Genomic DNA, 13761 nt, shown 5'->3' with positions numbered 1-13761 from the left:
TCCTCGGTTCAGTTCTTGACGGCGGACGCCAGGATCCGGGCGAGGCTGCGCACGTTGTCGCCGGTCAGCATGGTCACGTGGTTGCCCGGGACGACCCGGATGGCGAGGTCTTCGACGTGGTCCTCCCAGCCGAGGCCGGGGCGGCCGTGGAACCGGTCGCTCTCGTCGTAGTCGGTGCCCTTGCCGAAGCCGGTGTCCCCCGCGCGCAGCACGACGACGGGACCGGGGTAGGCGCGGGGCCGGTAGCGCTGGATCGCCTCGACGCTGTCGCGCATCAGCGCGACCGGGTCGCCGCCGCCGTCGCCGCGCATCCACTCGGCGATCTGGGAGATCTCGGCGAGGTAGGCGGCGGACCCGTCGGGCTCCGCGGTGGCGGCGGGGGCGCCGTCGGGGGCGGGGGCCTTCGGACCGGTGGCGTCGGGCTCGTCGGCGGCGGGGGTCGCGGGGTCGGGCCCGGGTGCGGTGCGGCCTTCGGCGACCGCGCGCAGCTGGTTGGCGAACGAGCCGTCGGCCTCCGCGTCGGTCAGCTCACCGTCCGGCGCGCCCGCGTCGACCATCACCACCAGCGGCGGTGTGCCGCCCTGCGCGGTGATCCGCTGGGCGATCTCGTAGGCGATGACGCCGCCGCCGGAGAAGCCGCCCAGCACGATCCGCTCCCCCGATTCCAGTGCGGGGGCGAGCGCCTGGAGGTAGTGCTCGGCCAGTTGCTCCGTGGAGCGGTACTCGGGCTCGGGGTCGTCGACGCGCGGGTCGCGGATGCCGACGAGCGCCTCGGGGCCGGGGTAGCCGGCGGCGAGCTGCGCGTAGCAGGCGACCTGGCCGCCCGGCGGGTGGACGAGGTGGACGGTGCCGGCGCCGGGCCGGCGGGCGGGACGCAGCGGTACGAGGACCGATGCGGCGCCGCCGTCACCCGGGCTGTCGTCCGGGGTCTCGGCGAGGAGGCGGGCGAGCAGGCCGGCCCTGGGGTTGGCGAGCAGTTCGTCCAGGCGCAGGGTGCGGCCGGTACGCAGGCTGATCTCGCGCAGCAGCCGCATGGCCAGCAGCGAGTGGCCGCCGGCTTCGAAGAAGTGCTCGCCGGGGTCGACGTCGGTGGTGCCGAAGACGGTCCGCCACGCCTGCTTGACCAGGTCCGCCTCCGGGCCGTCCGGCCAGTCGGCGGGTCCTTCGCCGGTGTCGTCCGGCTGCTCGGAGCGTTCGGCCATCCGCGGCAGGTCCGCGTCGGTGACGGTGGCCAGCACGTCGGCGACGGTGGTGGCCTCGTCGTCGGTGGCGGGCAGTTCGCGCAGCAGCCGGGCACACTGGGTGACCAGCTTCTCCGCGTCCGCGTCGGCGATCCGGCCGCGGTCGTGGACGGCGGCGAGGACGAGGCTGCCGTCCACGTCGCGGTAGGCGAGCAGGGTGACCGGGAACGCGGTCTGCGAGCCGGCCGCGTCGGGCAGTTCGACGCGGATGCCCTGGGCGGCGAGGGCCGATTCCAGGTCGCCGGAGGACCGCGGGTAGTTCTCGAAGACGATGAGGCTCTCGACGAGCTTCTCGCCCGGCCTGCGGCCGCTCCACTCGTGGATCTGGCCGGTGGAGACCCACTCGTAGGCCGCCATGTCCAGGGCCTGGTCGCGCAGTTCGGTCAACAGCCGGGGCAGGCTGTGGCCGGGGTCGACCTGGATGGTCATGGGCAGCGAGTTCATCAACAGCCCCGGCAGCCGCTCGACCGCGTCGAGGGCGATGCCGCGGCCGGAGACGGTCACACCGAAACCGACCGGCGCGGGGCCGCTGGTGCCGCCCGCCCGGTACAGCAGCAGCGCCCACACGGCCTGCAGGGCACTGGACTCGGTCGCGGCGCGGGCCGCGGCCCAGGCGCGCAGCCGGTCGGCCTCCGCGGCGCTGAGCCGGCACTCCGCCCGGCCCGAGCCGCTCTGGCCGGTCGCCGGGCCGGGAATGGCGGGCTGGACGACGGGCGCGGCGGCCGGGACGGCGTCGGACCAGAACTCCCGGGCGGGGGCGGTGTCCTGCTCGGACAGCCACTGCGAGTAGTCGCGCACGTCGGGGCGCCGCTCGCCGCCGGGCAGCGCGCCGCCGGCGAGATAGGCGCGGTAGAACTCCTGGAGCAGGATGGACACGCTCCAGCCGTCGAGCAGGACGTGGTGGAAGGTGAGCAGGATCCGCACCGACAGCGGCTCCCCGCCGCCGGCGGGCGCCGGGTCGTCGACGAGGGTGACGCGCAGCAGTCCCGGGGTGCGCAGGTCGAAGCCCCGCAGCCGGTCGCGTTCCATCAGCTCGTCGAAGTCGGCCGGGCCGGCGGCGTGGCGGGTGACCTCGGCGGTGACGTGGTCGTGCAGGACCAGGCAGGGCTCGTCCTGCCAGTCGAAGGAGGCCCGCAGCACGGACTCGCGGTCGAACACCGACTGCCAGGCGGCGGTGAACCGGTCGGTGTCCAACGGGCCGTGCCAGCGCCAGAACAGCTGCTCCACGTAGCGGCCGGTGCCGGGGTGGGCGAGGGCGTCCAGGAGCAGGCCGTGCTGCTGGGGGGTGACCGGCACGGTCCCGGGACCGTCCCCGGCGCCGTGGTCCCGGTCGCCGCGGTGGTCGCCGTCGCCGCTGTGGGCCGGGGCCGGGGCGGCGGGAAGCGCGGGGGCGGGGCGCGGGGTGGGGCGCGTGGCGCCGGGGACGGTGATCTCGGCGGGGGTCACCGCGTGCGGGTCGGCGCCCGCGAGCGTGGCCAGCACCCAGCTCATCTGCTCCACGAGCGCGTCGACACCGGCCTCGTCCACACCGTCCGCCGGGCTCGGTACCCAGGTCAGGCCCATGCGCAGCCGGCCGCCGTGGACGATGCCGTACACCTCGATGCCGTACACGCGCTCGCAGCGGGCCGAGTGCTCGCGCGGGATGGGACGGCTCGACATGCGAAAGCCGCCGTTCGGGCTCAACTGGTCGGCCTGGCCGTAGTAGTTGAAGCACACGAGGGCGGGCGGCAGGTCGCGCAGCAGGGTGCGCAGCCCGGCGTCCGGGGAGAACTCGCGGCAGGCGCCGAAGCCGACGCCGCCGTCGGGTACGGCGGTCAGCGCCGCGCCGATCTGGGCGAGGTACTGCTCGGGGTGCACGGAGCGGTCCGCGCCCAGGACGACGGGGTGGATGGAGGTGAACCAGCCGACGGTACGGAACAGTTCGTCGCGGCCGTGCCGTCCGTGGGTCTCCACGTCGAACGTCACGGCGCGGCTGCCCCGCCAGCGGGCGAGTGCCTGCGCGAACGCGCCCGTCATCACCTGGTGCACCTGAAGGCCCAGCCGGCGCGGCAGCGGGCCGATGAGCCGGGCGGTCGCCTCCTCGTCGAGGCTGAACTCGACCCGGCGGATGTGCTCCTCGTCCGGCGCGGGCGTGGTCAGCAGCAGCGTCTGCGCCTCGGCGCGGGCGGCCGCGAGCGCGCGCCAGTAGTCGGCCTCGCCGGACCGGGCGGCGACGGCGGGCAGGGAGGCGACCCAGTCCTCGTAACGGCACGCCTCCTCGGGCAGGGCGGGCAGGGCGCCGTCGGCGAGGGAGGCGAGGGCGTGCTCGAGGTCCTCCAGCAGGATGCGCCAGGAGACCCCGTCCACGACCAGGTGGTGGACGGCGATCAGCAGATGGGTGGGGGCGGCGTCCGGGGAGCGCCGGTCGTTGGCGAGCAGGGCCCGCACATGCACGCCGCGCAGCGGGTCCAGGCTGCGCTCGAGGTCCTCCATCGCCCGGTCGAGCTCCGGGTCGCTGGTGATGTCCCGCTCCCACAGGACCTCCCGCGCCGGGTAGGCGGCGAACGGCGCGGCGCGGACCATGAGCCGGCCGGCGCCCTCCCGGTCGTCGGGGTCCTCGTCGAACCGGGCCGACAGGGCGGGGTGGGCGGCGACGACCGCTTGCAGGGCAAGACGCAGGACGGTGGGGTCGACGGAGTCGTCCAGCTCCAGCAGGACGGACTGGTTCCACTGGTGGAGGTCGGTCCTGATGTGCCGGAAGAACCACGACTGCACGGGCGCGAGCGGTGACACCGGCCCGGCGGCCTCGGCGGCGGGCCGTGCCTCGCCTTCGGGCTCGTCCGCCGGGGACCCGGCGGGGACACCGGCGCCGAGGTGGGCGGCGAGGTCGGCCAGGACGGGGTTGCGGTAGATGTCGCGCATGGCGAGCGTGAACCCGGCGCGGCGCAGCCGGGACACGAGCTGCATGGCGAGGATGGAGTCCCCGCCGGCCTCGAAGAACTGCGCCTGGTCCCCGGCGTCCCCGAGCAGCTCCGCCCAGACGCCGCGCACGCTCTCCAGCACCTGCGCCGACGGCGCGGTCGCGGCGGCCGGCACCGGTCCCCCGGCCCCGTCGGCGGCCCGGGAGTCGACCGGCCGCGCCGGGGCGTCCGCCGCGTTCGCCGTGGTCGGCGTGGTCGGGGCGGGCGGCGCGGACGGCGCGGTGGCGGCCGGAGCCGTCCGGTCAACGACCGCCGGGCCGAACGGGGTTGACCGCTGCGGCGAACCGCCCGCCGACGCGGCAGGGGCGGCCGGGGCCGGGGCCTGCGGCGAACCGTCCGCCGCGGGCGGGGTGGCGGCAGGGGCCTGCGGCGAACCGTCCGACGTCGTGGTCAGGCGGGCGAGGGCCTGGCGGTCGGTCTTGCCGTTGGGCAGCAGGGGGATGCGCGGGACGTGGTGCAGGTGGGCCGGGAGCATGTGGGACGGGAGCAGGGGCTTGAGGGCCTGGCGGATCGTCGCCGGGTCCGTCGCCGGGGCCACCACGTGGGCCACGATCTGGAGGCTGCCGTGGGCGTGGCGGACGGCCTGGACCGTGGCGTCCTCGACGCCGTCGAGGCACAGCAACGCGGCCCGGACCTCGCCGAGTTCGACCCGGTTGCCGTTGATCTTCACCTGGTCGTCGAGGCGGCCCAGGTGGGTGAGCGTGCCGCCGGGCAGCAGCCGGACCAGGTCGCCGGTGCGGTAGACGGTCTCGGTGCGGCCGCCGAGGTCGAGCGTGCGGTAGCGGTCGGCGGTGCGTTCCGGGTCACCGATGTAGCCGTCGGAGACGGTGCCGCCGCCGATCCACAGCTCACCCGGTGCGCCGGGCGGCAGGGGCCGCTGGTGTTCGTCGAGGACGTGGCAGCGGATGTTGTCGAACGGCACGCCGATCGGCACCTCGGCGCGGCGTGTCCAGAACGCGTCGTCGCCGCGGGCCCAGGAGAAGACCGTGGAGTAGGAGGTCTCGGTCGGCCCGTAGGCGTTGTGCAGCCGGGCCGGGTGGGCGGCCTCGAAGGCGGTGCGCAGCTCGTTGGGCAGGGACTCCCCCGTCGAGACGACGGTGCGCAGGCTGCGGACGGCCCCGAAGTTCTCCGCCTCCAGGAGCAGGCGGAGCTGGGAGGGCACCGCGTGCAGCAGCGTGACGCCGTGCCGCTCCAGGGTCTCGGCCAGCAGGTCGGGGTCGCGTTCCGCGTCGGGCGGTGCGACGGCGAGCCGGGCGCCCGCGACGAGGGCGACGAGCATCTCGTGGGCGCTGACGTCGAAGGTGAACGGCGCCTTGAGGAGCATCGTGTCGCCGGGGCCGATGCCGAAGTGCCGTATCGCGGCGAGCACATCGGTGACCAGGGCGCGGTGGCTGAGCTGGACGCCCTTGGGGGTGCCGGTGGAGCCTGAGGTGTAGAGGATGTGCAGCGCGCTGGAGGGCTCAGGTCCCTGCACGGCCGCCGCCGTGCCCGGCTGCGCCAGTTCGGCCGCCGGTACCTGCTGCGGGCCCGGGGGGCAGGCGGCTGCCGTTTCGGGGTCCACGACCGCGAGCCTCATGCCGCTGCTGTCGGCGATGTGGCGGCGGCGGGCCTCGGGGTGGGCGGCGTCCAGGGGGACGTAGGCCGCCCCGGTGCGCAGGACGGCGAGCATCACCGCGACGGCCTCGTCGCTGCGGGGCAGGAGGATGCCGACCCGGTCGCCGGCGCGCACGCCGCGGGCGGTGAGCCCGGCCGCGTAGGCCTCGATGCGGGCGTCCAGGTCACGGTAGGTCCAGCGGCGGTCGGCGAACTCCACGGCGACGGCGTCCGGCCGCTCTTCGACGACGCCGCGGATCAGCGTGTCGATGTCCGTGTCGGCGACGGGGTGGTCGGTGGCGTTGAGGTGATCGAGGGTGGCGCGGGCGCGCGGCCCGATGCCCTCGAGTCCGGTGACGGGGGCGTCCGGTTCGCGGACCAGCTGGCGGGCGAGAGTGGTGACGTGTTCGGTGAACGCCTCCGCGGTGGCGGCCTCGATGCGGGAGGAGTCGTACTTGAGGCGTCCGCGCAGCCTGCCGTCGCCCTCGTACAGCTCCAGGGTGAGCAGCCCGAGGCCAGGGGTGGGCACGTCCTGGCGCCAGTGGGCGCGCAGGCCGCCGCGCAGGGCGACGCCGTCGGTCGCGGCGGCGGTGGCGTCGGCCCAGCTGTGCAGGACGAAGGTGCAGTTGAACGGAGCGTCGGAGCCGGTGCGGGGGGCGAGTTTGGCGATGCGCGGGAACGGCAGCCGCGAGTGGTCGACGGCGCGGGCCAGTTCCCGCTGGACGCCGGTGACGAAGCCGGCGGCGGTCAGGTTCTCGTCCTGGGCGGGGGCGCGCACCAGGAGGGTGCGCACGAAGTAGCCGACGGTGCGGTCGTAGCGCGGGTCGGTGCGGGCGCCGAGCGGCACGCCGACGGTGGGCGCGGTCTGCCGGCCGTACGTGCCGAGCGCCTTGAGGTAGGCGGCGAGCAGGACGGCGGCGGCTCCGGCGCGGTGGGTGCGGGAGAACGCGGTGATCTCGCCCCACAGCCGGGTGTCCAGTTCCAGCGGTACGGCCGCCTCGCGGCGCTCCTCCCCGGCTGCAGGCACATCGAGGGGGAGGTCGACGGTCAGGTCGGCGCCGTCGAGGTGTTCGCGCCAGTACGTCTCGGCGGCGGCGGTGTCCTTCTCGGCCTCGCGGGCGCGTTCGCCCACGTAGGTGTCGAAGGCGGCCGGGGCGGGGCCGGGGACGTCTCCGTGCTCGTAGGCGGCGAGCAGGTCGGCGAGGAGCAGGCCGGTGGACTCGCCGTCGACGACCAGGTGGTGGACGACGAGCAGCAGGGTGTGGTGGTCGGGGCCGTGGCCGAGGAGGACGGCGCGCAGCACGCCGTCGCGTTCCAGGTCGAGTTCCTGGCGGGCCTCGGCGAGCAGCATGTCCGCGTCCGCGCCGTCGGTGCCCGCGGTGCGCCGCTCCAGGCGGGGGGCGCGGGCGGGGTCGACGTCGAGGAAGGGCTGGCCGTCGCCGTGGTCGTCGTCGGCGACGCGCGCGGACAGCATCGGGTGGCGGGCGACGAGCCGGCCGAGCGCGGCCTCGAGCGCGGCCGTGTCGAGCGGGCCGCGCAGATCGAGGGCGAGGGGCACGTTGTACGGGGAGGCGGCGGGGTCGGCGCGGTGCTGGAGCAGCAGCCCCAACTGCTCCTCGGTGAGCGGTGTACGGCGTGCCTCGTCCGCCCCCGGTCCGGCGGTCGCGGGGTTCTGCGCGCCTGGGGTCTGGAGCTTGGTCATCGGGTGTCTCCTGAATCGGATCCGAGGGCTTGCCGCGGGCGGGCCCCGGCCCGGCGGGGCCTGCACCGTCCGGGCACGAGCGTGGCGGGGGCCGCCGACGTGCCGCTGACGTGCGGCTGACGGGGCGGGGGCGGCGGTGCGGGGGCGGCCGGTACGGCCGGGCCCGGAGGCTGCGGCTCCGGGCAGAGGGGGAGCCCGCCGTGCGGGCCCCCACCGCTTTCCTCCCGGGGCGGGAGCGCGCTTCGCGCGGCGTCCTCGGGCCTGCCCCCGCGGCCCGGCGGCCGTGGGAGGCGCCCCGGACGGGCGGGGACCCCCGTCCCGGCGGGGCCGGCTCCCGCTGGGTTCAGCGGGGCGTGCGGGCGGCGACGAAGGCGGCGAGGCGGTCCAGGCCGGTGGTGATCTCGTCGGGGGTCAGCACGCTGTAGGACAGGCGCAGTTGGGTCAGGCCGCCGGTGCCTGCGTAGAAGTGGTACATCGGTGTCCACAGGACGCCGAAGCGGCTCGCGGACTCCTCCAGGGCCTGTTCGTCGGCGGTGAACGGCACGCTCAGCACGGCGAAGAGGCCGCCCGCGGGGGTGTTCCAGGTGACGCCGCTGCCGGGCGGGAAGCGGGTGGCGAGGCCGTCGAGGAGGACGTTCAGGTTGGTGCGGTAGACGGCGGCCTCGCGGGCGCAGGCTCGTTCCATGCTGCAGCCGTGCTCGAGGAGCAGGCCGCCGATGACGGCCTGGGCGAGGGCGGAGGTGTTGAGGGTGAGCATGCTCTTGAGCTTGGCGAGCTGGTCGACGAGCATGCCGCCCTCGGCGACGGGCTGGTCGGCGACGACGTAGCCGATACGGGCGCCGGGGAAGGCGGTCTTGGCGAAGGAGCCGATGTAGACGACGCGTCCGGAGCGGTCCATCGACTTCAGGGTCGGCGGCCGGCCCTGGCCGTCGTGGAACATCGAGTACGGGTTGTCCTCGATGAGGAGGATGTCCAGCTCGTCGGCGGCGTGCAGCAGCCGGCGGCGGTCGGCCTCCGACATGCGGGCGCCGCCGGGGTTGGAGAAGTCGGGCACGACGTAGCAGGCGCGCGGGCGCAGCCCTTCGGCGCGTGCGGCGTGCACGGCGCGGGTGAGGTCCGCGGCGTCGAGTCCGCCGGGGCCTTCGGGGACCTGGCGGACCGTCATGTCGGTGAGGCGGGCGGCTCCGGTGAAGCCCACGTAGGTGGGTGCGGCGGCGAGGACGGTGTCGCGTGCGTCGCGGCGCAGGGCGCGCAGCAGCAGGACCATGGCCTCCTGGCAGCCGGTGGTGACCAGGACCGCCCCGGGGTCGGCGGTGATGTGCTCGTCGGTGTGCAGCTGGCGTACGAGGAGGTCGTTGATGACGCCTTTGGTGGGCCCGTACTGGAACAGGGTGCGGCGTACCTGTTCCTCGCTGTGGCCGAGGTCCTGCTCGAGGTGGCGGGTGAAGCGCCGCAGGTGGTGGTGGAGGGCCTCGGTGTCGTAGTGGCCCTCGTAGGGGCGGCCCGCGGCGAACGACACGGCCTGGGGGTAGTTGCCGGTGATCTCGTTGAGGAGGGTCATCGAGGTCAGGGCCGGGTCGGTGAGGCTGGCGTGCAGGTCGGCGGTGGTCAGCGGGGACGCGGCCAGCCCGGGCGCCTCGAGCAGGCCCGCGGTCACGCTGCCGTGCCGTTCATGGCGTCGATGAGGCTCTGGGGCCGCATGTCGGTCCACCGGTCGGTGATGTGGGCGAGGGCGCTCTCGCGGTCGGTGGCCGGCAGGGCGACGGTCCAGCCGGCCGGGACCTCGGCGAAGGACGGCCACAGCGAGTACTGGCCCTCGTGGTTGACCAGGACGAGATAGGTGCCCTCGGCGTCCTCGAAGGGGTTGCTCATGTCGGTCTCCCGGTGTTCGGCGACGGTAGGGGTGTGGTGGTCCCCGTCCAGGCTGGCGGGGACGGCTGTCGGCGGGCTGACGTGCCGCTGACGAGGTGGGCGGAGAGGTCGGCGGTGAGGTCGAGCAGGACGGGTGCCGGCTCCTGGGCGAGGTGGAAGTGGCCGCCGGGGAAGGTCTGTTCGCGGACGGGTCCGGTGGTGGCCGCGCTCCAGCCGGCCGCTTCCGCTGCGGTCAGCTCCGGATCGCCGGTGGCGCGGTGCACGGTGAGCGGGGTGTGCAGGAGGGCGCCGGGGCGCGGGCGGTAGGTCTCGGCGAGCGCGTAGTCGGCGCGGGCGGTGCGCAGCACGATGTCGAGCATGTCCGGGTGGGCGAGGAGTTCGTCGGGGAAGCCGTCCAGGCGCCGCAGTTCGGCGATGAGGGCACTGTCGCCGGCGCGGTGGACGGCGCCGGGCCGTACGAGGTGGGGTGCGGGCATGCCGGAGACGACGAGCCGCTGCGGGGGGCTTCCGGCGGCTTGGAGGCGCAGCGCGGTCTCGTAGGCGACCAGTGCGCCGAGGCTGTGGCCGTAGAGGGCGTAGGGCCCGCGGGTCAGGGGGCGGGCGGCCGCGGCGGCCTGGTCGGCGAGGGTGTGCAGGTCGTGCTGGAGGGGTTCGGTGATGCGGTCGGCGTGGCCGGGGTACTGGGCGGCGTGCAGTTCGACGGTGTCGGGCAGCAGGGCGGGCCAGTGGTGGTAGGCGGCGGTGGTGCCGCCGCCGTGGGGGAAGCACAGCAGCCGCACGGCCGCGCCGGGGCGGGGGGCGGGGCTGCGGTACCAGGGGCCGGCGGTGCGGGTGTTCATAGGGCGGCCGTCCGGCGGGCGGGCCATTCCAGGGTGGCGACGGCGTCCAGGATGCGCTGGACGTCGGGCAGGTAGTGGGCCTCGAGGAGGGGTGCGGGGTAGGGCACGTCGAAGCCCGTGACGCGGCGTACGGGTGCTTCCAGGTGGTAGAAGCAGCGTTCGGTGATGCGGGCGGCGATCTCGGCGCCGGGGCCGGCGAAGCCGTGGGCCTCGTGGACGACGACGGCGCGGCCGGTGCGGTTGACGCTGGCGCTGACGGTCTCCTCGTCGAAGGGGGCGAGGGTGCGCAGGTCGATGACCTCCAGGCTCAGACCGCTCTGCGCGGCGGCCTCCGCGGCGGCGAGGGCGGCGGGCAGGGCGGGGCCGTAGGTGACGAGGGTGGCGTCGGTGCCGCGGCGGCGGACGGCGGCCCAGCCCAGCGGGCCGGTGTCGGTGGGCAGGCCGGTCTTCTCCTTGTGCCAGTACAGGCGTTTGGGTTCGAGGAAGACCACGGGGTCGGGCCAGTCGATGGAGCGGCGCAGCAGGGAGTAGGCGTCGGCGACGGTGGCGGGGGTGACGACGGTGAGGCCGGGGGTGGCCATGTAGTAGATCTCGGAGGAGTCGCTGTGGTGTTCCACTCCCCCGATGCCGCCGCCGTAGGGGATGCGGACGGTCAGCGGCAGCGGCAGTGCGCCGCGGGTGCGGGCGCGGAACTTGGCGACGTGGCTGACGAGTTGTTCGAAGGCGGGGTAGGCGAAGGCGTCGAACTGCATCTCGACGACGGGTCGGTAGCCGTACATGGCCATGCCGACGGCGGTGCCGATGATGGCGGATTCGGCGAGCGGGGTGTCGAAGCAGCGGTCGTCGCCGAATTCGCGGGCCAGGCCGTCGGTGATGCGGAAGACGCCGCCGAGGGTGCCGACGTCCTCGCCGAAGACGAGGGTGTTCTCGTCGGCGCGCAGGGCGTCGCGCAGGGCCGTGTTGAGGGCTTTGGCCATGGTGACGGTGCCGGTGCCTTCGGCAGTGCCGGTACCGGTGTCGGTGTTGTGGGCGGTGCCGGTGTTGTGGGCGGCGGCGGTGGTGTCGGTGGTCATCAGGCGTCCTCCCCCGCCGCGGCGGCGGTGGCCGTCTCCGCGGCGAGCAGCGCGGCCTGGGACCTGAGGTGGGGCGGCGGCTGGTGGTAGACGTGCTGGAACATCTCGGCCGGGTCGCGCCGGGGCGGGGAGGCGAAGGTGCGGCGCAGCCTGGCGGTGAGCTCCTGCGCGTCGCGGGTGATGCCGGCGAGAGTGTCCTCGTCGAGGACGCCGTCGGCCAGGAGACGGTGTTCCAGGCGGGTGACGGGGTCCTTGTCGGCCCAGGCGGCGACCTCGTCGGCGCTGCGGTAGCGGGTGTCGTCGTCGGCGTTGGTGTGCGCCTCGATGCGGTAGGTGAGGGCTTCGACGACGGTGGGGCCGCCGCCGGTGCGGGCGCGGTGCGCGGCCCGGGCGACGGCGGTGTGGACGGCCGCGGCGTCGTTGCCGTCGATGCGCACACCGGCCGCGCCGTAGCCGGCGGCCTTGTCGGCGAGGGTGCGGGCGGCGGTCTGTTTGGCGAGGGGGACGCTGATCGCGTACTGGTTGTTCTGGATCAGGAAGACGACGGGCGCGCGGCGTACGGCCGCGTAGTTGACGGCTTCGTGGAAGTCGCCCTCGCTGGTGGCGCCGTCGCCGATGTAGGCGAGGGCGACGGTGTCGTGGCCGCGCATGCGGGCGGCGTCGGCGAGTCCGGCGGCGTGCAGGCACTGGGTGGCCAGCGGGGTGCACTGGGGGGCGGTGCGGTGGGCGTGCGGGTCGTAGCCGCAGTGGCGGTCGCCCCGGAAGAGGGTCAGGACCTCCACCGGGTCGATGCCGCGGGTGAGCAGGGCGACGCTCTCGCGGTAGGTGGGGAAGAGCCAGTCGGTGGGGCGCAGGGCGAGCACGGACGCGGTCTGGCAGGCTTCCTGGCCGCGGGAGGAGGGGTAGACGGCGAGGCGGCCCTGCCGGGTGAAGGCGGTGGCCTGCCGGTCGAAGGCGCGGCCGGTGACCATGGCCCGGTACAGCGCGAGCGCGGTGTCGGCGGGCAGCGGCGGGCCGCCGGGTGCGGCGGTCGGCGGGGCGGCGGGGGCGTCGAGCACGGTCATCGGGATCCGCCGCGGCCTCGGTTGATCCAGGTGCGTTCCAGGGTGCTGATGAGGGCGGGGCTGTGCAGCAGGCGGGCCTGTTCGTAGGCGTACCGGGCGAGGTAGCGGCGGAAGAGGTCGGCGGGTTCCTCGACGAGGTTCAGCATGCGCCGGTTGGCGCCGACGGCGGGGTGGTCGAGGTGCTGGGCGGCGCGTTCGACGGCGCTGTCCATGGTGTCGGCGGGGGCCGTCTCGTCGACGATGAAGGATGCTTCCGGGTCGCCGGCGTTCAGTTTGTGGCCCCAGAAGATGAGGCGGCGGGTGAGGCGGGAGCCGGCCGGGTGCAGCAGGCGCAGGTTGGACACGCCGGGCACCAGTCCCTCTTCCATGGCGGGGAGGCTGAACCATGCGTCGTCGGCGGCGACGACGCGGTCCATGACGGGCAGGATCTGCAGGCCGCCGCCGATGGCGAAGGCGTCGACGGCGCCGACCCAGGGCTTGTCGGCGTCGGGCCACCAGTTGTCGCCGAGCTCGCCCGTGCCGTCGTCGAGGCACAGGCCGCGGACGAACTTGGCGATGTAGCCGGCTTCGCGGCGCAGCAGGAAGCCGAGGAGGGAGATGTCGCCGTGGTAGAGGTGGGTGAGGTTGATGCCGGCGCTGAAGACGCGGCGGCCGGCGTAGGCGGGGTGGGTCTGGGCGGCGCCGCGCAGGACGCCGACGTGGCTGGCGGGGTCCAGGAGCACCAGGTCGCAGCCGGTCTCCAGGGCTTCGACGGCGGCGTCGTCCTCGGCGTTGAGGAACTCGTCGTTGCACAGTTCGAGGTGGGCGATGCCGTCGCGGCGGGTGACGGTGGCGATGCCCAGGTCGGCGTGGCCGGTGAGCTGGTAGTCCAGCAGGGCGGCCCGGGCGCGGGGGGTGGGGCGCAGCATGGAGCGCAGCAGGTGGTTGCCGGCGGCGGGGGCGCTGAGGACGGCCTGGAAGAAGATGCCGACGGCGATCTCCCAGCCTTCCTTGTTGCGTTGCATGTGGCGTGCGTCGTCGGCCAGTTGGGCGGGGGTGGGGACGAGGCCGGGGAAGTGGCGGGCGGCGAGGGCGGTCAGTTCGTCGAGGCGCGGTGTGCGGGTGAGGCCGTCGGTGAGTTCGGCGTAGACCCGTTCGGCGTGGGCGGCCAGGAAGCGCCGGCGCAGGGTGTGGGCGCCGTCGTGGACGGCGGCCGCGTCGCGCTGGCGGTCGGGGCCGCGTTCGGTGCGTGGCGGCAGGTCGGCGATGAGCCGCATGGTGGTGTCGAGGTAGTCGGTGACGGCCGCCCGGTCCTTGGTGAACTCGCCGGTCAGGGCGGGTGGCCGGGCCGGCAGGGCACGCAGGAGGACGGCGGGGGCGGCGTCGGTCGCCGGGGCCTTTGCGGCGAGGGTCGGTGTGCGCACGGTGTGTCTCCGAT

7 protein-coding genes are annotated in these 13761 nt (G+C 75.1%); all 7 read right to left on the bottom strand.

Translation table 11 applies throughout. The features are described from left to right. Window positions 1–8: 8 nt before the first annotated feature. A complete protein-coding gene (locus ACIPJI_RS14740) occupies window positions 9–7496 on the bottom strand; it encodes an amino acid adenylation domain-containing protein (RefSeq protein ID WP_402246518.1) in 7488 nt (2495 codons plus the stop codon). A 343-nt stretch (window positions 7497–7839) separates the two neighbouring features. Beyond that, window positions 7840–9153, bottom strand: a complete 1314-nt coding sequence (locus tag ACIPJI_RS14735; protein ID WP_356624070.1) for a PLP-dependent aminotransferase family protein — start codon at window positions 9151–9153, stop codon at window positions 7840–7842. Then, a complete protein-coding gene (locus ACIPJI_RS14730; protein ID WP_159682300.1) occupies window positions 9150–9368 on the bottom strand; it encodes an MbtH family protein in 219 nt (72 codons plus the stop codon). The genes ACIPJI_RS14735 and ACIPJI_RS14730 overlap by 4 nt, the downstream gene beginning before the upstream one ends. Further along, window positions 9365–10207, bottom strand: coding sequence for a thioesterase II family protein (locus tag ACIPJI_RS14725; RefSeq protein WP_402246516.1), 843 nt, complete (start codon window positions 10205–10207; stop codon window positions 9365–9367). The genes ACIPJI_RS14730 and ACIPJI_RS14725 overlap by 4 nt, the downstream gene beginning before the upstream one ends. Beyond that, the gene (locus ACIPJI_RS14720; protein ID WP_307711203.1) at window positions 10204–11184 is read right to left on the bottom strand and encodes an alpha-ketoacid dehydrogenase subunit beta; all 981 of its coding nucleotides are present in this window, start codon (window positions 11182–11184) and stop codon (window positions 10204–10206) included. The genes ACIPJI_RS14725 and ACIPJI_RS14720 overlap by 4 nt, the downstream gene beginning before the upstream one ends. A gap of 95 nt (window positions 11185–11279) precedes the next feature. Further along, the gene (locus ACIPJI_RS14715) at window positions 11280–12344 is read right to left on the bottom strand and encodes a thiamine pyrophosphate-dependent enzyme (RefSeq protein WP_402246514.1); all 1065 of its coding nucleotides are present in this window, start codon (window positions 12342–12344) and stop codon (window positions 11280–11282) included. Then, window positions 12341–13747 (bottom strand): enoyl-CoA hydratase/isomerase family protein, encoded by a 1407-nt coding sequence (locus tag ACIPJI_RS14710; RefSeq protein ID WP_402246513.1) that lies wholly within the window; start codon window positions 13745–13747, stop codon window positions 12341–12343. The genes ACIPJI_RS14715 and ACIPJI_RS14710 overlap by 4 nt, the downstream gene beginning before the upstream one ends. Window positions 13748–13761: the final 14 nt, after the last annotated feature.

The organism is Streptomyces sp. NPDC086835 (genome assembly GCF_044745705.1).
Classification (GTDB): Bacteria; Actinomycetota; Actinomycetes; order Streptomycetales; family Streptomycetaceae; genus Streptomyces.
This window is presented reverse-complemented; position numbering and strand designations above follow the sequence as displayed.